Annotated in this window: 15 protein-coding genes and 1 pseudogene; 14 read left to right on the forward strand and 2 right to left on the reverse strand. The window is 33.8% G+C overall.

The features are described from left to right. Positions 1 to 178 precede the first annotated feature (178 nt). From J2Y03_RS17175 to J2Y03_RS17195, 5 genes are all read left to right on the forward strand, one after another. On the forward strand, positions 179 to 1,843 hold the full coding sequence (locus J2Y03_RS17175; protein ID WP_310196057.1) for a dsDNA nuclease domain-containing protein: 1,665 nt from the start codon (positions 179 to 181) through the stop codon (positions 1,841 to 1,843). Further along, a complete protein-coding gene (locus tag J2Y03_RS17180; protein ID WP_310196059.1) occupies positions 1,843 to 2,382 on the forward strand; it encodes an ABC-three component system middle component 1 in 540 nt (179 codons plus the stop codon). The genes J2Y03_RS17175 and J2Y03_RS17180 overlap by 1 nt, the downstream gene beginning before the upstream one ends. Beyond that, a complete protein-coding gene (locus J2Y03_RS17185; RefSeq protein ID WP_310196061.1) occupies positions 2,372 to 5,071 on the forward strand; it encodes an AAA family ATPase in 2,700 nt (899 codons plus the stop codon). The genes J2Y03_RS17180 and J2Y03_RS17185 overlap by 11 nt, the downstream gene beginning before the upstream one ends. 533 nt (positions 5,072 to 5,604) lie before the next feature. Beyond that, positions 5,605 to 7,302, forward strand: a complete 1,698-nt coding sequence (locus tag J2Y03_RS17190) for a TRAP transporter substrate-binding protein (protein ID WP_310196063.1) — start codon at positions 5,605 to 5,607, stop codon at positions 7,300 to 7,302. Positions 7,303 to 7,870: 568 nt separating this feature from the next. After that, positions 7,871 to 8,725 carry a malate synthase gene (locus tag J2Y03_RS17195; protein WP_310196064.1) on the forward strand — a complete coding sequence of 285 codons (855 nt, stop codon included), beginning with the start codon at positions 7,871 to 7,873 and terminating at the stop codon, positions 8,723 to 8,725. Between the two features lie 109 nt (positions 8,726 to 8,834). Here the strand turns inward: J2Y03_RS17195 and J2Y03_RS17200 are convergent, their stop codons facing one another. Further along, entirely contained in the window at positions 8,835 to 10,388 is a 1,554-nt protein-coding gene (locus J2Y03_RS17200) for an ABC-F family ATP-binding cassette domain-containing protein (RefSeq protein WP_310196066.1), read from the reverse strand. A gap of 352 nt (positions 10,389 to 10,740) precedes the next feature. On the opposite strand from J2Y03_RS17200, the gene J2Y03_RS17205 reads away from it, so the two are divergent. The 8 genes and pseudogenes from J2Y03_RS17205 to J2Y03_RS17240 all read left to right on the forward strand — a co-directional run. Continuing rightward, positions 10,741 to 11,367, forward strand: a complete 627-nt coding sequence (locus J2Y03_RS17205; RefSeq protein ID WP_310196068.1) for an acetate uptake transporter — start codon at positions 10,741 to 10,743, stop codon at positions 11,365 to 11,367. Positions 11,368 to 11,741: 374 nt separating this feature from the next. Further along, positions 11,742 to 13,010, forward strand: a complete 1,269-nt coding sequence (locus tag J2Y03_RS17210) for a mechanosensitive ion channel family protein (protein WP_310196070.1) — start codon at positions 11,742 to 11,744, stop codon at positions 13,008 to 13,010. Positions 13,011 to 13,373: 363 nt separating this feature from the next. Next, positions 13,374 to 14,471, forward strand: a complete 1,098-nt coding sequence (locus tag J2Y03_RS17215) for an ABC transporter ATP-binding protein (protein WP_310196071.1) — start codon at positions 13,374 to 13,376, stop codon at positions 14,469 to 14,471. Continuing rightward, entirely contained in the window at positions 14,461 to 15,264 is an 804-nt protein-coding gene (locus J2Y03_RS17220) for an ABC transporter permease (RefSeq protein ID WP_310196073.1), read from the forward strand. Before J2Y03_RS17215 ends, J2Y03_RS17220 begins: the two co-directional genes overlap by 11 nt. Continuing rightward, positions 15,265 to 16,065: an ABC transporter permease gene (locus J2Y03_RS17225; protein WP_310196074.1), complete on the forward strand. Its 801-nt coding sequence runs from the start codon at positions 15,265 to 15,267 to the stop codon at positions 16,063 to 16,065. Beyond that, positions 16,062 to 17,138, forward strand: a complete 1,077-nt coding sequence (locus tag J2Y03_RS17230) for an ABC transporter substrate-binding protein (RefSeq protein ID WP_310196075.1) — start codon at positions 16,062 to 16,064, stop codon at positions 17,136 to 17,138. Before J2Y03_RS17225 ends, J2Y03_RS17230 begins: the two co-directional genes overlap by 4 nt. A 228-nt stretch (positions 17,139 to 17,366) precedes the next feature. After that, a complete protein-coding gene (locus tag J2Y03_RS17235; RefSeq protein ID WP_310196076.1) occupies positions 17,367 to 18,353 on the forward strand; it encodes a diaminopimelate dehydrogenase in 987 nt (328 codons plus the stop codon). Between the two features lie 253 nt (positions 18,354 to 18,606). Then, positions 18,607 to 19,062 (forward strand): annotated as a pseudogene (locus J2Y03_RS17240) (IS1595 family transposase); the annotation flags it as partial. Positions 19,063 to 19,099: 37 nt separating this feature from the next. Here J2Y03_RS17240 and J2Y03_RS17245 read toward each other — a convergent pair. Continuing rightward, positions 19,100 to 19,381, reverse strand: a complete 282-nt coding sequence (locus J2Y03_RS17245) for a hypothetical protein (RefSeq protein ID WP_310196077.1) — start codon at positions 19,379 to 19,381, stop codon at positions 19,100 to 19,102. Between the two features lie 365 nt (positions 19,382 to 19,746). Between J2Y03_RS17245 and J2Y03_RS17250 the strand changes: the two genes are divergently transcribed. Next, positions 19,747 to 20,730 (forward strand): tRNA dihydrouridine synthase, encoded by a 984-nt coding sequence (locus J2Y03_RS17250; RefSeq protein WP_310196079.1) that lies wholly within the window; start codon positions 19,747 to 19,749, stop codon positions 20,728 to 20,730. Positions 20,731 to 21,056 lie beyond the last annotated feature (326 nt).

Here is a 21,056-nt window from a genome sequence, read left to right on the forward strand (position 1 = left end):
TCAAGTAATGAAATTTTTATTATGAATCTGAATTAGTGAAAGAAAAAAAGAGCGGTTAATGGAAAATTATATGATTTACTAACCAGCAAGAAAAATAATAGAAAGCATTTGTAAGAAAAATTTGTAAAAAATTGTAGTATCATAGTAAAGAAGCTAGATTTATCTTAAGGAGATTACAGTGGATACGAGAGAGCAAATATTAGAGCACTATATAAGTAATGATTTTGATAAGGATGATGTTCGGCAACATTTGTTGGATACTGAAATAAAAAACAAAAATAGTGAAGAAATTGCAAATTATTTGACCAGTATCCCTCCGGAAGAAATGGGAGGATTAACTGCAATTTCGGGTTTCTATTACCAATTCTTGGTAACAATAGAATATATAATAGAAATGTTAGCGGGAAAATGGGACTTTGTTATTATGGAACATCATGATGATGTTGTTGTTGGGAAGGAAAATCATTTAAGGTTTATCCAGGTGAAAACCAGTGAAAAAGTGAAAGTCGATGTCACTGCAAGTCCAGCTTCCGGCTTGTACAGCAGGAGCTTGAAAGATAAAGACGGGAGATCATTTAGAAGAAATAATAGTTGGGTAGACAAATTATTAAGTAATGCTGAGTATGCACAATCTTCTGCTGGTTTTAAGACAGAGTTTCAATTATATGCTAGTTATCATTTTATAAAAACAAGCACTTATAACTTTGATATTTATACCGGTAATAAATTCTACAACAAGGAAATTCCAACTAGTGACCATTTAGTTAATAAAATTTCTGAACAGGTATGTGATAAAGAAGGGTCTCCATATTCCTATTTTGAGAACTGTGGTGAATCAGTAAATCAGCTTTTAAGCAGATTCTATATTCATACGGGTCTAAGTTTAAGTGATATTGAATTATTCCAACATCATTTATGTATGAAACTAAATAGCTTGTTATTTAAAGACATTGGACCGGGTATTACAATGCAGGTAGAAGATCTTCATATGTTAATTGGACTTCTGTGTAATAAATGTACATACAAAAGTAATCCAGAAATACTATTAATTACTAGAGATTCTGTCGAAGATATATTAGGTGAAATTCGTAATAAAAGTATTGCCGCAGCAAGCTCAGCAGCTAATAAACATGATAGTATACGTATAACAAATAGGGTAATTGAATTATTAATTGAAGAGTTAGATGAATATGAATCCATTCATATTGAATTTATTAAAGATAAAATTTATACCTATAAAGATTACTTATTGGAATGGATATCTAATGGAGGAAACATAAGACAGGTAATTGAGCGTTATATTGATGGTACTACCCGAACGTCGATCTATTCTAGATTAAGTGATTCGAAACGAGAGACCAAACTACAAGATCTTTTTTGTGTAATATTGATATTAATTATTGGAAGAGATTCTTTCCTTCAATTTTCAAATAATAATGGGATTCTCTTGAAACAATGCAAAAATACTGAAAAAGTTTTTTCATTCTTAAGTTTAGAGAAGAAAAGAAATTTAGCATTCGGTTTACAAAAATTAGAATCGATTATTCAAACTGCAGATTTACAAGAACAACTGTTTCTACTTGATAAAGATTTATCTGTTGTTCTTCAAAACTATAATGATAGAGAATTCGAAGTGTCAGAAAAGTGGGATATAAATCAAGGGGTTATATTGGGAACTCAAGGGTTTCAAAGTGAAGCCAAGTTAAATAAAGTGCCGTTAAAAGCTAATATAATTCCTGGCGAAATGTTAAAAGCAGACTTTCTTGATTCTTTGGATCAAAAAACTGATATTCAGGAAAACTTAAAAAGAATTTGGGAGATTTACCAAGGAGGAACTAATTAGTGGATATTTTTAATTATACAAATAACCGTCTAATTGATATTGGATTTGAACCCTATGAATTAGATGAAATACAAGGTTTAGGTGCAGTAATCTATAGAACCTCTGTTAATCATGTAGTGATGAAAAAAATACATACTAATGAAGAATTAATTAATATTAGTTCTTATTCAAATAAAATTAGGAACATTATGCTAAATGAAGGAGTAAATACTAGTAATACATATTTATTCTTTTGTATAGATGAACCCATAGAGTATGAAACTTTCTTTTTGATTGAAAGAAACACTACCTCTCTAAGAAAGTATGTTTTGAGAAATGAAATAGACCTTAATAGAATTCCATTTCTTGATAACATATCAGAAGAAGCTGGAAATAGTGTAGGGAAAATAAAAGAAAATCAGGAACATAACTTTTACTTACAGAAAGTATATGAGTTTATTACTTCACATAATGGATACCATAACAAATTAAGTAAAAATGAAATAGAAAGATCAGTAAAAATGATAATTGATTTGGTGGAAGAACGATATGAGAATTAATAATTTAACAATAAGTAATTTCAAAAACTATGACGGTGAAATTTCCTTTGATCTTTCAAAACAAATTACCATACTATATGGTAATAACGGTTTTGGTAAAAGTACTTTTTTTGATGCTATAGAATGGTGTTTTACTAATAAAATAGATCGATTTGATGGAACAGAGGCTGAAATAAAGAGAGATATTATAAATAGAAATTGTAATTTTGATAGCTTTCAAGTTTCTGTATGTATTGAATTTGGAGGGAATAAGCTAACAAGATCATTTAATGTTACCAATGGAGAGATTGGAAAAACACAAGTTAAATTAATTGAAAAGAGCGGACAGTTACATAGGGGACAGGAAAATATAGAGGAGCGTCTAAAATCCCAATATTTTAATGACATAAATTTCGCGAAAGGAGTGTATGGACAATTAATAAAAAAAACATATATTCTTTCTCAAGATCAAGTTACTGACTTTGTTACAAGTGAGGATTCTGGAGAAAGGTATCGAGCATTGGCAAATATAATGGGCCTTAAGTCGATGATAAATGAATCAGATAATGCCAAAAATATCTTATCCGCCCTTAAAACAGAGGACAAAAAATATGAAAATCAGCTTAAACAATTTGATGAGTCTATAAAAAGTAAAAATGAGGCAAAGCATGTTGTTGATATTTATGAAATAAATTCAAAGCTCTACCAATTAGGGTTTGAAAATTTGGAAGATAATCTTGAAGCTAAAAGTAAAGAAATGCAAAGTAATTTGATTGAAGAAAAAAATAGGAATGAAAATTTTATAAAAATCTATCGAAAGTTAGAATTAGATAAATTTAAATCTATAAATAATATAAAATCACAAATTACCTATAACCAAAATTGGCAGAATGAGCTAGAAATAAAAGTAAATAAAAGTAAGGAATTACTAAAAAGAATTGAAGACCATTTAGAAAGCTTAGAAAAAGAAAAGAATAATCTAAGTAATTATAATGTAATAAGGTCCAGGGTTAAAGAACACGAAAGTATTTTGTTTGAGCTTGATTTAAAAGAAAATAATTTAGAGGAAATAAATAAGAGATTGAATCTATTAAGGGACAAAGCTTCTAAAATAGAGTATCAAATATCTATTAGACAAACTTTATCCTTAAATGAGCTTAAGATGATGGAAATAGGAATTGAAAATGAAAAACTAGAAAATAAAAAAAATCATATTAAAAACCGAAAAGCTAAATATCAAGAAATAAAAATGAAACTGGATAGCAGCATAGATGATAATAAAAATAAACTATTGTTAAATTTAATAAGGAATATAAGAGATATTCAGGACTACGTAAAAACAAATAATTTAAATAGATGTCCAGTTTGTTCATCAGTGCCAGAAGATAAACTTGAAAATTGTATTGAGCATAATATTGAATTTTTAAATACTAAAATTGAGGAAGACACTAAGTATGTTGAAAGATTAATGAATCTAAAGAAAAAGTTAGAAAATAGAGTTCAGCTATTTAGTGAAGACCTCAATAGACTATTATCAAGAGTAAAAAATAATAATCTATTATTGCAAAGATTAAGTGAAGAATCTAATAATTACAAGAGAAACTCTTTGTATGATAAATATTTTGAAAGTTATTCAGAAGAAGAGTTAAAAGATAATTTATATGATATACGAGACAAAATAAATATACAGCAAAAAGGGGCAGAATCATTTTTAGTTTTAGAAGGACTTTATGAAAGCTTAAGGGACATAGAAAAAAGAGATGTGAAAAAAAAGCAAAACATTCATAGAGAGAGAAAAGAAGCTAATGTAAATAATTCATTAGATAGGTTTATTAGGGCAAAATATCGTATTTCAAATTATATTACCCGAAATAGCAAACTTATTAAAGATTTAAAATTGGCAACTCAAGAACTAAATCTAGTGGATATACGAACTAGAGAATTTATTAATGTTAATCAATATAATCATGATTTAAACGAAATATTCTTGAAGGCACTAGATAATGTTAAAGATTTAGAAGGTAAGATTAATATTCTATCAAATCTTAACGAATTGCTTTTAGCTTTAAAAATGAATAGTGATATAGAAAATCAAATAAAAACTATTTCCGAAAGAAGTTCTAAACTTGCTTTGAAGAAAAATGAATTAATTAGAGTTATAGAGGCTTTAGAAGAGCATATAAATCACAGGACTAATGAATTTGGTAATGAAGTCAAAGATTTTCTAAATACAATTAACTCACCAATTCAAAGATATTTTAGATACCTAAATCCTATTCCATCAAATAGTAATTTATTATTCGATGGTGAAGATGAAAATTTAAATATAAAGGTTATATTTGAAAAAAATTTAAAAGATAAATTTGTTAGTAATGCTAAAAACGTTTTGAGTTCAGGACAGTTAAATGTTCTAGCAATATCAGTATTCCTTGCTATAAATGAGGGGCAAAAAACACATACTCTTGACTTTGTGGCTATCGATGACCCAATTCAAAATATGGATGACGTTAACCAGTATTCTATTTGTGACATATTAAGTTATATAAAGAAACAGTTAATTATTTCAACACATGATATAGAATTTTTAAAGTTATTTATTAAAAAGAATGAATATAAAAAAGATGATATTCAAGTGTATAGTTTTATGTCACCTTTCATAAATAACGAAAAAGTTCAGCATATACAGTTCTCTGAAAGTTCAAGTTATTAAGTTTATGTTTGTATACTCACTAAATTAAATAATAATTTACATTTTGTTTTAAGGTAAACACCACTACATCTTTTGATGTCTGCGATCACTACTCAAGCCATGTGGAGTGTGTGTCACAACTCATTTTAAAATTGTAAAACATATATAAACTGTCTAGTTAAACCAACCTCAATTTCGTTAAAATTTATTTTCGAAATTGGGGTTTTTACTTGCTCTCCCCTTGGCTAGTATGTCTTTTTTGATTTTGTCATATGTAATTGGAAAGCTTTAAAATTTCAGAAGAATATTTTGGTGCATTTTATTAGAATAAACAGATTGACCTCAATTGTTGTAATTTTAGTTTAATATAATTTGAATCGCTGTTGATGTTTCTTAAATACTCCCCATCAAAAGAACTAAAAGTTGATAAAAAAGGAAGGCAACGAATATTAATTTCAGTTTAATAGATTTAAATCTAAAAAACAGATTCTCAATCAATAATAGAGGTAGTATACTAATCATTGAAATTTATTGAAAGTTGAGGATTTATCATCATGAAGAAGCTGACAGAATTATTTCGACCTACTAACCTTCTAGTTATTATTACCTTAATTGTTTTTCCAATCATTCCGATGACATTCATTAAGGCGCTTAATCTAAAGTTTGCTGAACCAGATACGTTAGCATATTTTGGTTCAATTTTAGGAGGAATTTTAACACTTGTTGGGGTGTCCTTAACCATAAGACATTCTGATAATTCATATAGGAAGGCATTTGACAAAAGCTTAGAAAATGAATTTATTCAATCTTTTCCTCAAAAAATTGAAGCCATTAATAATGTAAAAATAGAAAGTGCAAACTTCTTTTCTGAATTTAAATCTATTATTGGTCCTATGCTTGAACAGCCTGAAGTAGGAGGAATAAAACATGAAACTCTTAAGGAGTTAAAAAATACATATAGTAATAAACTTTTACCAGTGGCAGCAAAATTAGACGGTCATGTCTATGTTGAGGTGATACATTATTTAGAGGAAATCAATCATTTTAATAATTTTATTCTTGATAAAGATCGGTATATCCAACGTAATAGTCTTGATATGTATAAGGAAGAATTTAAAGTAAAGTATGCACATGCGTGCCTTAAAATAAGTCGTTCTATCGAATTTTTTAATGATTATCAAGAATCAATTGGAGATTACTTTACAAATATAACAAAAGATAAGAATTTTTGGAAGCCTAACCCAATGCTTAGTCAGCAACAGAGGGAAAGAAGACTTTATGAAAAACTCTTCCAGGGAGTCGGTCAATCTAAGAGAGAAAAACTTAAAATTACGGTTGCACATAATCAAACCTCTCTTGAAAATCCTTATCAATTAGGAATGCTAAAATTGAAAGAGGAAGTCGAAAAAGCATCAAAAGATATGCTTCAAGTTGAAATTCATCCTGGAACACTTGGAACAGGTGAAGTTGAATTATTAACCAAGCTTAAAAATGGAGCCATTGATGTGGTTGTCGTTGCACCAAATGTGGTATCAAGGACAGGGATTAATGAACTTGATCTCTTGACTTTACCTTATCTTTTTGACAGCTATGAACATTGGGAGAGAGCGGTTGATGGTAAAGTTGGACGTTACATTTCTTCTCTAATTAAACGAAAATCAAAGAATAGCTTTCACGTCTTAGGTTACTTGTCAGCAGGTGTAAGGCATTACTATGGGAAGAAACCTATTGTTGGATTAGAAGATTTAAAAGGAATGACCGTACGAACACAAACATCAGGTGTTGCGGCTGAATATTTAACAAAAATCGGTGCCATTACGACCTCTATGGCTTGGGGTGAAATCTATCAAGGACTACAACAAAAAACAATTGACTTTGCAGAGAATGCATATCCTTATTTTGTTGAACAGAACCATCATAAAACAGATAATGGAAAATATATCACGGAGACGGGTCACGATTTTACAACTCGTTTATTATTAATGAATGGAAAGAAGTATACCGCTTTATCAAGACAACAGAAAAAAGTCCTCATGGAAGCAGTTAAAGCAGCTGTTGAAGAGGAAAGACAAGCATTATTTGAACAGGAAGCTTTGTATAAGGAAATAGCTTTACAAGATGGAGCAGAAATATACCAAATTGATCCTCTGCCTTTTAAACAAATTGTGGAGCCTATCCAGCAAATGTTAGCAAAGGATATTGAATCGGAGAATTTGTTAGAAATGATTAAGGAATTAAAACATATTAGTTAAGCCAGGAGGGAATTTCTCTATTTTTTTTAATTTTGGGTATGGTAAACAACAGCACCTCATGTGTTGCCACATGCAGTCTGCACACGTGGAGTCTGTAACACAGCTTGTTATAAAAAAATAGGATATACTATTCGGCCTTGTTAAAAAACTGGGCCGTTTTTGTGTAACCCTTTATAGTTCCTTACGTGTTTTATCAACAAGAATCGCTATACTCCAGGTCGTGACAGGCACTGTTTTGCGACTTTTTCGTGGCCTTTATTGCGTATCTAATTGGAAGTATAGAAAATAAAACTATATTTTACCTCACAATAAAATATGTTGTCAATAAGAAATTTGTAATTTTTTCAAAAAATGTTATAATAGTGTTACAATTGTTTTTTCAATCGTATTCTGAATTTTGCTGTATTTTTTTGCAGATAGAATTATGGATACGTTTTTTTAATACCCGTTTTTAAACAGAAGAAAAATTCAAACAGTTATGTGAGCTTTAAAGGAAGTTAGTTGAATAATTTATCAGCTTATCATCTAATGGTAACCGAGTTTTTATTCTACAAGGAGGACTAGAAGAATGAATCTAATCAATGAGAAAGTTACACACGAGCGTTTTGGAATGGGTAGTATAGTTAAACATAATGATTCTAGTATTGAAATAAATTTCGCATCGGAAAATAAAAAGTTTGTTTTCCCCGATGTATTTGGAAAGCACCTAAAACTACATAATAAAAGTGTTGCTAATACACTTGAGAAAATTATACAAAAAAAGGAAATGGAACGAAAAGAGGAAGAGTTGAAGAAGGAAGAGGCAAAAGAACTACAACAAAAAACCCAGGAACTTCGCTTGGAACATGAAAAACTTATGAAAAATCATAAACTTCATCCCGAATCACAAATGGTTTTTTGGTGTGACACAGAAGAACAGAATAGTTCTTTTTCAGAGTGGAAGGTTTTTTCAGGCGTAATAAAAAGTGGTAATAACAAGGGGAAGCCAAACAAACCCACCCGCTTGCACCAAAATAGCGCTGTCCTGTTAACAGCAATAGATTCCAGCATGCCTGAAAAAGACAGACGTATCATAGGTGTCTATATGGTGAATGAAGATTTTATCGGTAGGCTTTGTGAAGATGGATCTATTCCTGCTCATTCAAAATACAGACTTCAACTTACAGAACAGGAATCGGATCAGATGTCATTCTGGAAATATTATGTAAATGAAAAATCCCCTCACAAAATGACATGGAATACAGGTAAATATCGTTATTTTGATAATTTATGGATGGCTCAAATTTTGCTTGATATAGTTTCGTTGAAAAGTGACCCCGAGGAACGAGAGCTGGCACAACAATTTTTTGAACATTTTTGTAAAATGAATCAGATAACAGATCAAGAGTTACCAAAGCCTAATGGCGCATTATTGCGTATTTAATTGTTAGGCAAAACTGTTTAACAATTTTTAATAGAAGTGATATTTATTAATATTAATAAAAGGGGTACCCAAGTAGAATTTTACTCATTGGGTACCCCTTAATCTTTATTTAAAACACTTTCGTAGTCCAATCCTCACAATTCCAAATATCAGTCGCAATTTCACGATAGAAATCAGGTTCGTGGGATACCATTAAGATACTTCCGCGATATGCCTTTAATGCACGCTTCAATTCTTCTTTTGCATCCACATCCAAGTGATTGGTAGGTTCGTCTAGAATTAATAAATTCGTTTCTGTGTTTAAAATTTTACACAATCGAACTTTGGCTTTTTCGCCACCAGAAAGGACTTCAACTTTACTTTCAATATGTTTCGTTGTTAATCCACATTTTGCAAGAGCAGCTCGGACTTCAGCTTGATTCATACTTGGGAACTCGCTCCAAATCTCTTCAATACAAGTGTTGTAGTTGGACTGTTTAACTTCCTGCTCGAAGTAACCGACGTGTTGATACTCCCCACGTTCCACTTTACCCGAAATGGGATCAATCAACCCAAGAATACTTTTTAAAAGAGTAGACTTACCAATACCGTTTGCACCCACGAATGCAATTTTTTGTCCACGTTCCATTTTCAAATTCAGAGGGCGAGAAAGTGGTTCATTGTAACCAATAACAAGATCTTCAGCCGTGAAAATCCAACGACTAGCAGCACGAGCTTCTTTGAAAATAAACTCTGGTTTCGGCTTCTCTCTCCCCAATTCAATAACTTCCATTTTGTCGAGCTTCTTTTGACGAGACATCGCCATATTACGAGTCGCCACACTTGCCTTGTTACGAGCAACGAAATCCTTCAAATTCGCAATTTCTTGTTGTTGACGTTTGTAAGCAGACTCTAGCTGCTGTTTCTTCATTTCATAAATATTTAGGAAGTTATCATAGTCACCAACATAGCGATTTAACTCTTGGTTTTCCATATGATAGATCAAGTTAACAACATTGTTCAAGAATGGAATATCATGTGAAATCAAGATAAATGCATTCTCATATTCCTGTAAATAGCGCTTCAACCATTCGATATGCTGTTCATCCAAATAGTTCGTAGGCTCGTCTAGTAATAGGATTTCAGGCTTTTCTAGCAAAAGCTTAGCTAGTAAAACTTTCGTACGTTGCCCACCGCTAAGATCATCTACATCTCGATCGAGTCCAACATCGTCTAATCCTAGACCACGAGCAACTTCCTCAACTTTTGCATTAATTTGATAGAAATCATTACTATCTAACGTTTCTTGTAGCTCTCCAACTTCTGCAAGTAATGCATCGATATCAGCACCTTCATCACCCATTTTTGCATAAAGGTCATTGATTTCTGATTCAGCATCAAAAAGATATTGAAAAGCAGTACTCAAAGCCTCACGCATCGTAGTACCTTTTTGAAGTACAGCATGCTGATCTAAATAACCAACACGAACTTTTCGTGACCACTCCACTTTCCCCTCGTCGGGTTGCAACTTCCCAGTAACAATATTCATGAAAGTAGACTTACCCTCACCATTTGCCCCAACTAGTCCAACGTGCTCTCCTTTTAAAAGTCGAAAAGACACATTATTAAAAATCGCACGATCACCGAAACCGTGGCTTAAATTTTGTACGTTTAATACGCTCATTTTTTTAACTCCTTATCTAATGTCACATGTGGATATCTTACTAGATTTTGGCTACTTTTTCTATCTTGAAAGTTATTTTTTTATTAAAGATGTAATTCGATTTTTGGGCTAAATTGAAGTCTGCCCCTTCTTAATGAAATGAGATTATTGAATGATATTTACTTGGGCGTATAACAATTAGGTAAAAGTCTATTATACAACCTAACCTGGAGGCAAGATATGAGTTATTCCTATGTGGTAATAACTGTACAAAAAATGAAAGAATTGGTTGTGTTCCAAGTACAGTTGACATAACAGCAGCGCCGTGCCTATAATACAAGCTAGTTTGTTAATACAGTTTGGAGTGACAATATTGGAGAAGACAGTTACAAACATCAAAGAGATAACAGCTAACCCTGCTCCACTTGGTTTAATGGGATTTGGTATGACAACAATCTTGTTGAACATTCATAATGCAGGATTTTTTGCATTGGATGCAATGATTTTAGGAATGGGAATATTTTATGGTGGCTTAGCACAAGTAATTGCGGGCATCATGGAATTCAAGAAAAACAATACATTTGGAACGACAGCATTTACGTCCTATGGCTTCTTCTGGTTATCATTGGTTGCATTAAATATGATTCCATTAATGGGATATGGTGAAGCAGCCAGTTCTTTATCAATGGCCGCTTATTTATTTATGTGGGGACTTTTCACGTTATTCATGTTTGTTGGAACTTTGCGTATTAATAAGGCCCTTCAAGTTGTTTTTGGAACACTTACGATTCTATTTTTCTTATTGGCGATTGGGAATTTCACAGGATCTAGCTTGATTTTAACTATAGCTGGATATGAAGGGATTCTTTGCGGTTTTACAGCAATCTATGCGGCTATGGCACAAGTGTTAAATGAAGTATACGGCAAAATCATTCTACCAATTGGTGAAAGTAAAGTTCAAGAGCGTAAAGATGATTCTAAATTAAGAAAAGCCAGCTAGTTATTCTATTAATTACTTTCGGATGTTTTCTTTTTATTAAACTACAGTCAGTACTCTACATAAGTGGAGTGTGTGGCACAACTTATATAAAAATTGTAAACCCCAAAATAATCATTTTATTGAAAAAAACATTTGCAAACTGACCCTAACCTCGTAAAAAACTTTTGCGATTTTGGGGTCTTTTTAATCTCAAACCCTTGTCCTGTCTGCCCTTTCTCAATTTTGTCTTTTAAAGTTTCCAGCAACAAATGAACAAATCCAATTGGCAGAGGTCTAAGGTACCGTTTTTCATTATTAATAAAGTAGGAATTGACAGTTTAGATACTTTCCTCGTAAAGTTGCTTATGATGCAAATTTAAAATGGAGGAGAACAAATGGAATTCATTAATAATCTACTTCTGGATATGGAATTAGATCCTAGATTAGTAGAATATCTTTCGATTATCATCAAGATTCTGCTAATAGGACTTATCTGTATCGCAGCAAATTTTATTTCAAAGAAAATAGTGATCAGAATCATTACTCGTATCGTTACAAACTCCAAATTCAAGTGGGGTCAAATCATCTTGGAAAGACAAGTTTTTCGAAAGTTGTCCCATATTGTCCCTTCAATCATTATTTATTCGTTTTCATCAACCTTTCCAAGCTATCAATCAACCATCGAAAAATTGGCCATTGCCTATACCATTATTGTAGGGTTAGTGTTTATACAAAGCTTACTTAATGCATTTAATGATATTTATCAAACCTTTGAAATATCCAAGGTCAAGCCTATTAAAGGGTATATTCAGGTGGTTAACATTATTTTCATGACTATCGGGTTTATCTTAGTTATCTCGAACCTAATAGGAAAGAGTCCTCTTATTCTATTAAGTGGGATTGGTGCTCTCTCGGCCGTTTTGATGTTAGTATTTAAAGATTCGTTACTAGGACTAGTGGCAGGAATTCAGTTGACGGCCAATGATATGGTTCGGGTTGGTGACTGGATTGAAATGCCAAAGTATGGAGCAGATGGTGATGTTATTGATATTTCTTTAAATACCGTAATGGTTCAAAATGGGGATAAAACGATTACGATGATACCAAGCTATGCCCTTATTTCCGATTCTTTTAAGAACTGGAGGGGGATGCAAGGATCAGGTGGAAGGCGTATCAAACGCGCATTGAATATAGATACAAGCAGTATCGTGTTTTGCACAGAGGATATGATTGACAAATTTATAAAGGTCCATTACCTATCAGACTACATTATTCATAAGGAAAGGGAAATTGCTGAGTACAATTCCAAAAATGAAATAGATAGGAACAATCGCGTGAATGGAAGAGCCCTTACCAATATCGGTGTATTTAGGGCGTACATCAGCAATTACCTGAAAAATCATCCTGGGATCAATCAGAATATGACCATAATAGTGAGACAGCTAGCACATAATGAAAACGGATTGCCTCTAGAAATTTATGCATTTACCAATGATGTACAGTGGCCAGTTTATGAAACTGTGCAATCCGATATTTTTGACCACCTAATTGCAGTTGCACCAGAGTTTGGATTAAGAGTATTCCAGAATCCATCTGGGGCTGATTTAAGAAACATGGTAGAAGAATCGAACAACAAAGCCTTGATTGGCGAAAGAAGCTATTGAAAAATCAATCATCGAAAAAAGCCGACTATTTTAAATAACTAAAGGGTTCCATTTTCAGGTGCTTTCTTAATAAAAGACACAAGAATTGACGTGTGAAATTGGCATGCGTCTTTTCTTTATTTATCAAGAGTTTCTACGAAATTCCATTAACTTTGACATAGCGATTGATATCCTTATTATGATGGACAATAAAGTCCGCACTTATCGGTTGGGGGATCATGTTAAGCACACGAGCTGATAAATAGACGGAAAAAATTAGTCATCCGTAACAGTAAAGAAAGTATCGATAAGGAGACTCTGTATGTCACCTCTACTAAATAAATGATGAAGCATAATAATTATTCTAATTCATAGGAGGCAGCAATGGAAAACGATATTATCATCCGTTTCGATAACGTAACAAAGTCTTACAACAGTGGCATTAAGGTATTACAAGACGTGAGCTTTGAACTTGAACGTGGAAAATTTTACACATTACTTGGTCCTTCAGGTTGTGGCAAAACGACGATTTTACGTATCATTGCAGGCTTTGAAAAACCGACAACAGGGGATATTTACATTAACGGAAAGTATGTAAACGACGTACCAGCCAACGAGCGTCAAGTAAATACTGTATTCCAGGACTACGCCCTATTCCCGCACTTAAACGTATTTGAAAACGTGGCATTTGGTTTACGCATTAAGAAAGTAAAAGAATCTGACATTAAAATGCGTGTAGCAGAAGCGTTAAAGTTTGTAAACTTAGCAGGCTATGAAAACCGTGAAATTACAGAAATGTCAGGCGGTCAGCGCCAACGGGTTGCGATCGCACGCGCTATCGTTAATGACCCAGAAGTGATTTTACTCGATGAACCATTATCAGCACTTGATTTAAAGCTGCGCACAGAAATGCAATACGAGCTACGTGAGCTACAGCAACGCCTTGGCAAAACATTTATTTTCGTTACACATGACCAAGAGGAAGCTTTAGCGATGAGTGATGAAATTTTCGTTTTAAACGAAGGAATTATCCAGCAATCTGGTACGCCAGTTGATATTTACGATGAGCCAATAAACCGCTTCGTTGCAGACTTCATCGGGGAATCAAACATGGTAGACGGCGTCATGCTTGAAGATTATAAAGTTAAATTTGCTGGAAAAGTATTTGACTGTGTCGACGGCGGTATGAAGCCGAACGAAAAAATCGATGTTGTCATTCGTCCAGAAGATTTACAAATCACATCGCCAGAAGTAGGTAAAATTGTTGTTCGCGTCGATACGCAGTTATTCCGGGGTGTACATTACGAGTTATCAACATATGACAAGGATGGAAATGAGTGGCTTGTACACTCGCTGAAAAAGGCTGAAGTAGGTGCACAAGTAGGTCTTGATTTCGACCCAGAAGCGATTCATATTATGCGTCTAAATGAAACAGAAGAAGATTTTGACGCACGCATAGAGGCGTATACGAATGAAGTTTAAGTCAAAACCAGCGTTCGTCCCATATTTACTATGGGTCGCGCTCTTCGTTATTGCACCGATTGGGCTCGTTTTGTATTATTCGATGCTCGATTTAAACGGAGAATTTACGCTAGTTAACTATAAAAACTTTTTTACATCCGCATACTTAACGATGACGCTAACTAGCTTTTGGTATGCATTAATCATTACGTTTTTTACGCTAATGATCTCTTATCCAACTGCGTACCTTTTGACAAAAACAAAGCATAAGCATTTATGGCTAATGCTCATTATTATTCCTTCATGGATAAATTTATTATTAAAAACGTATGCATTTATCGGGATTTTCGGTTTATATGGACCGGTCAATGCAATAGTGGAATTGTTGGGCTTCGACCCAACACAAATTTTATTTACAGACTTTAGTTTCGTGTTCGTTTCGGTGTACATTTTTATTCCGTTTATGATTATTCCAATTTTCAATGCGTTAGACAAAATGAACCCGTCATTAATTTACGCATCACGTGACTTAGGGGCTTCGCCGCTTACAACGTTCCGACGTGTCATTTTTCCTTTAACCATTGAAGGTGTAAAATCAGGGATTCAAGTAACGTTCATCCCTGCTCTCTCACTCTTCATGATTACGCGCTTAATTGCTGGGAACAAAGTGATCACACTTGGTACAGCGATAGAACAACAATTTTTAGTCGCGCAAAATTGGGGAATGGGTTCAACCATTGCCGTGTTTTTAATCTTAATGATGTTTGCAATCATGGTGTTTACACGCACAAAGAAAAAAGGAGGTCGAGCATAAATGCGATCACAGTTAACACCGATAGCTAAAATATATTTAGCCATCGTGTTTGTTATTTTATATGCACCGATCTTCTACTTGATTTTTTATTCCTTTAATAGCGGTGGTTCAATGGGTTCATTTGAAGGTTTTACACTAGAACATTATCAAGCCGTATTTGATGATCATCGCTTACTCGTTATCTTAATCAATACCGTGATTGTTGCATTGCTTTCTGCGTTACTAGCGACCATTATCGGAACACTTGGAGCAATTGGTATTGTTTCATTGAGAAATGACAAAATACGTAACACCGTATTATCATTAAATAATATTTTAATTGTTAGCCCAGATGTTGTGATTGGGGCAAGCTTCTTAATTTTATTCACCATGATTGGAGTTAAGCTTGGCTTTACATCCGTATTAATTTCACATATTGCATTCAGCATCCCGATCGTTGTATTAATGGTCTTGCCAAAAATTTTGGAAATGAATACGAACTTAATTGATGCAGCACTTGATTTAGGAGCAAATCGTCGCGATGTATTAACACGTGTTATTATTCCATATATTAAACCTGGGATTTTAGCTGGTTTTTTTATGGCCATAACCTACTCATTAGATGACTTTGCAGTTACATTTTTTGTTACAGGTAACGGATTTAGTACATTGTCTGTTGAAATCTATTCCATGGCACGTGCAGGTATTTCGTTAACCGTTAATGCCATTTCGGGGCTAGTGTTTATCGTGACAGTCGGTATTGTCGTTATGTATTACTTCATTACGATGCGGTCGAAAAAAACGGAGGGCTCTACTCAATGAAATCTTTAATTCAGATCATGTTAGCCATTATTATAGCTTGTGGTCTTCTTTCGTTTGTGGCATCAAAGCTTGAAGCAGCAAGCACAGCTGGTGGAAAGGACACTTTAGTCGTATACAATTGGGGTGAATACATTGACCCTTCGCTGATCGACCAGTTTGAAGAAGAAACAGGCATTTCTGTTATTTATGAAACGTACGATTCTAATGAAGCGATGTTAACGAAAATTAGACAAGGTGGCACATCCTATGATGTTGTTGTCCCATCAGAATATACGATTGAAACAATGATTAAAGAAGATTTGTTACTAGAAATCGATCATTCGAAACTTCAAAATCTGCAGAATATTGATCCTTACTTTTTAGATTTACCATTCGATCCAAAAAACAAATATTCAATTCCGTACTTTTGGGGAACGGTTGGGGTAGTTTATAATCCTAATGCTATTCCAAAACATATCACTTTTGATTCTTGGGATGATTTATGGGACCCGGCACTAAAAAATAAAGTATTTTTAGTAGATGGTGCACGTGAAGTTATCGGGATGGGCTTAAATAGTTTAGGATATTCGTTAAATTCACGTGACGAAAACGAATTACGTGAAGCATTAGAGAAATTAAAACAACTAAACGGCAATGTCAAAGCGATTATTGGTGATGAAATTACACCACTAATGATTAATAATGAGGCTACTGTGGCCGTAACATTTTCTGGCCAAGCAGCAGACATGATGTACGAGAACGAAGAGTTGAATTACGCCGTACCACGAGAAGGCTCAAACTTATGGTTCGATAACATGGTTATTCCTAAAACTTCAAAGAATGTGGAAGGAGCCCATCAGTTCATTAATTTTATACTGGATGCGCAAGTTGCTGCACAAAATACTGATTATGTAGGATATGCGATTCCAAATAAAGCAGCGTGGGAACTATTAGATGATGAAGTGATAAACGATGAACGTTTTTACCCACGTAAAGAAAGCCGCAAAAACTTAGAAGTATATGAAAACTTAGGTCTTGAGCTTCTGGGAAAATATAACGAATACTTCTTAGAATTTAAAATGTCACTAAAGTAATTCTCTGCTGATAACAAATACTCCACACATGTTAAGTGTGTTGTAAAGCTTAGATTAAAGTAAACAATTATTTTGCAAGGATCAGGTGAATTTTAGAGCCTATTTATGGATGATACATTGAAAAGAATATAGAATTGGATTAAGGTAAATAAGATTCTACTATTTTGAATTGTTAAATAGTGAATTCTATAATAAAAATAACGAAAAGATAGATATGGGGAGAGAGTAATGAGTAATCAAATTAAAGTAGGAATTGTAGGCTATGGTAATCTTGGCAGAGGAACGATCGAAGCAATCAAGCAATGTCCAGATATGGAGCTTGTGGCTATTTTTACAAGAAGAGCACCTGAAGATCTTTCAATAAATGAACCAAATGTAGAGGTTTTGCATATTTCGAGTGCAGAGGAATATAAGGACAAAATTGATGTGATGATCTTATGTGGAGGTTCAGCAACAGATCTTCCAGATCAAGGCCCTTATTTTGCTAGAATGTTTAACACAATCGATAGCTACGATACACATGCAAAAATTCCTGAATATTTTAGTGTAGTGAATCAAGCGGCTAAAGAAAGTGGAAAGACTAGTATTATTTCTGTTGGCTGGGATCCAGGTTTATTCTCTCTGAATCGTTTAATGGCAGAAGCAATTTTACCAAAAGGTGAAACTTACACCTTCTGGGGAAAAGGACTCAGCCAAGGACATTCAGACGCCATTCGTCGAGTAGAGGGTGTAGCAGGTGGTGTTCAGTATACAGTACCGATTGATGAAGCGATAGAGAAGGTCAAAAGTGGAGTAAATCCTGAATTATCTACAGGTGAAAAACACCGACGTGTTTGTTATGTGGTAGCAGAAGAAGGATATGATCACGCAAAAATTGAACACGATATTAAAACAATGCCTAACTACTTTGCTGACTATGATACAGAAGTAAACTTTATTACAGCAGAAGAATTAAAAGAAAACCACTCAAAATTACCGCATGGTGGATTTGTCATTCGAAGCGGAAAATCAGGAAAAGACAATAAACAAATAATCGAATTCTCGCTTAACTTAGAGAGCAATCCGGAATTTACAGCTAGTGTACTAGTGGCATATGCAAGAGCAGCTTATCGTTTGAATAAAGAAGGACAAGCTGGTGCAAAAACTGTTTTTGATGTTGCACCCGGTTATCTGTCTCCAAGATCCGCGGAAGATTTGAGAAGAGATCTATTGTAATAGATGTTCCTGCCCCCCAGTGCGTCAATGATTTAATGCACCCGAGGTTCAGGAACCGTGAATATAGATTGATTTTGTTTTTAAAGATAAAAACTCACCAACACATGTGTTGCCACATACACTTCCCACATGTGGAGCGTGTAGCGCACCTCATATTAAAATAAATGCTAGATAAATTAGGCTCAATCTTATTAGATTTGAGCCTAGCTTTATTTTTGACAAAATCTATCAAACTTCGGGTGGTGCCAGGCACCGCTATAAAATTGCTGTTGTAGTTGCACAAGACCGTAACGGTAGTGTGATTGCTCGGAAAGCGGGAAAAGGTCGTGTTAAAGCCGAAGAAATCGACACTGTGATAGGTGAGTATATTCACCCATCTGCTTTGTTATGTACAGACACGGCAACTAATTATAAGAAATTCGCCAAACTAAAAGGGTTACAACACGAAACGGTTAATGAACGTCAAAAACAACGTATGAAGAAAGGGATATACCATATTCAACACGTCAATAACTATCATAATCGCTTAAAGCGTTGGATGGAACGTTTTCAAGGTGTTGCAACTAAATATTTGGACAACTACCTTAATTGGTTTCGTTGGCTTGAAATTGGGAAGAACTTGGCATTTGAAAATCGAGTAAAACAAATGCTTATTTCAGCGTGTCAAAAATCTAATTATACAACGGTTGAAATGTTAAGAAGTGCATAAAGAATGACCACCAGTATGAGGTCGGTGTATCGTTAAATTAATTTGACTTTTTGAGTAATACTTTTTGAATCTTTATTTGATGTTTTTTGTAATAGGCATTCTTTTTCATTTTTTCACTATTAAGTTTTCCAATTGCAAAACGAACATCTTTATCATTCATAATTAAGTTTTCAAATTTATCATTATCAAGATATTTTTGAAACCATTGATATTCTTTTAGGAAATTTATATTCTTTTCTATTTCTTCCTCCGTTACATCCTTTGTTAAGGTAAATAGAAATGTACCTATAGAACCTAAAAGTTCAAGCAAAGCTCCCAATGCTTCCACCCCTTACCTAAATTCCTTTACATTATCTACGCTTGATATTAAAAAAGGTTTCTTTTAAATCAATATATTTACATATAACTATATCAAAAAATCCAAACATCATAAAAACAACAATCTTTGAGAAAACAGCCTATAGAAAAGATCTATACCATTTGCTTTTTTGTTTATAAAAATACCATTCAGGACCGATTTTCGTTAAAATATACATTGCCGATCTTCACAATAGTTTTCCACAAATATTAAATGTCCAAATGTACTTGTGTTTGATAAGAAGTTATTAAGCATGATATAAGTGTAAAAGAAGTGGAATATTTGGCTTTATATTTTTTGACCGAGAGTTTGAAGTTGTATCCATAGTGAGAGGATTTGAGTTTGAAATGATAGATAATTTTTGGCGTGATTTACCACGACCATTTTTTGTACTTGCACCAATGGAAGATGTGACAGATCTTGTTTTTCGTCACGTAGTAAGTGAAGCCGGTCGACCGGATGTATTTTTCACAGAGTTTACAAACTCGGATAGCTATTGTCATCCAGAGGGCATGAAAAGTGTGCGTGGCCGTTTGACTTTTACAGAAGATGAACAGCCAATGGTGGCACATATTTGGGGGGATAATCCCGAATATTTCCGTCAAATGAGTATTGGCATGGCAGAGCTAGGATTTAAAGGCATCGATATTAATATGGGCTGCCCTGTACCGAATGTGGTTTCGAGAGGGAAAGGTAGTGGCCTTATTCTGCGTCCAGACGTTGCGGTAGAACTTATTCAAGCAGCAAAAGCGGGCGGACTGCCTGTCAGCGTGAAAACACGACTTGGCGATAAGGATGTTCAGGAGTGGGAGGAGTGGCTAACGCATATTTTAAAACAGGATATTGCGAACCTTTCTATTCATTTACGTACAAGAAAGGAAATGAGCCAAGTAGATGCGCATTGGGAGCTAATTCCGGAAATCAAAAAATTACGTGACCGTATCGCACCAAATACGTTACTAACAGTCAATGGAGACATTCCTGACCGTCAAACTGGGCTGCAGCTTGCTGAACAATATGGTATTGATGGCGTTATGATCGGGCGAGGTATTTTTAAAAATCCTTTTGCTTTTGAAAAAGAGCCAAAAGAGCATAGCAGTAAAGAATACCTTGATCTTTTAAGACTGCAGCTGGATCTTCAAGATCAATATGCGGAAGCATTGCCACGTTCCATCACAGGGCTTCATCGCTTTTTCAAAATTTATGTCAAAGGATTCCCTGGAGCTGGTGCATTAAGAAATCAATTGATGAACACGAAATCAACAGATGAAGTGCGTGTATTGCTTGATAACTTTGGAAAAGAATGTTGATGGAAAAAAATAAGAAATACTAGTCGGCCCGGTATAAAACCGGGCCATTTTTGTGTGTAACTTTATAGTTCCTAAGTGTTTTATAGACAAGAATCGCTATACTTTGGGTCGCGACCAGGCACTGAAATTATCTCAAAACAAAAGACAACATAGATTGTAAGGGAGAGATAAAAATGTTAAACGAATTATTTCAAAACAAATAGACAACATAGATAGTAAGGGAGGGATTAAAATGGTAAACGAAAAATTTCAAAACGGATAGACAACATAGATAGTAAGGGAGAGATTAAGATGTTAAAGGAATTATTTCAAAACTAATAGCTACA

Source organism: Neobacillus niacini, assembly GCF_031457145.1.
Taxonomy (GTDB): domain Bacteria; phylum Bacillota; class Bacilli; order Bacillales; family Cytobacillaceae; genus Neobacillus; species Neobacillus niacini_J.

Coding starts and splice junctions, on each gene's coding strand:
- J2Y03_RS17195 (WP_310196064.1), top strand. CDS start 7,871: ATGAATCTAATCAATGAGAAAGTTACACACGAGCGTTTTGGAATGGGT.
- J2Y03_RS17215 (WP_310196071.1), top strand. CDS start 13,374: ATGGAAAACGATATTATCATCCGTTTCGATAACGTAACAAAGTCTTAC.
- J2Y03_RS17225 (WP_310196074.1), top strand. CDS start 15,265: ATGCGATCACAGTTAACACCGATAGCTAAAATATATTTAGCCATCGTG.
- J2Y03_RS17210 (WP_310196070.1), top strand. CDS start 11,742: ATGGAATTCATTAATAATCTACTTCTGGATATGGAATTAGATCCTAGA.
- J2Y03_RS17220 (WP_310196073.1), top strand. CDS start 14,461: ATGAAGTTTAAGTCAAAACCAGCGTTCGTCCCATATTTACTATGGGTC.
- J2Y03_RS17235 (WP_310196076.1), top strand. CDS start 17,367: ATGAGTAATCAAATTAAAGTAGGAATTGTAGGCTATGGTAATCTTGGC.
- J2Y03_RS17200 (WP_310196066.1), bottom strand. CDS start 10,388: ATGAGCGTATTAAACGTACAAAATTTAAGCCACGGTTTCGGTGATCGT.
- J2Y03_RS17190 (WP_310196063.1), top strand. CDS start 5,605: ATGAAGAAGCTGACAGAATTATTTCGACCTACTAACCTTCTAGTTATT.
- J2Y03_RS17230 (WP_310196075.1), top strand. CDS start 16,062: ATGAAATCTTTAATTCAGATCATGTTAGCCATTATTATAGCTTGTGGT.
- J2Y03_RS17185 (WP_310196061.1), top strand. CDS start 2,372: ATGAGAATTAATAATTTAACAATAAGTAATTTCAAAAACTATGACGGT.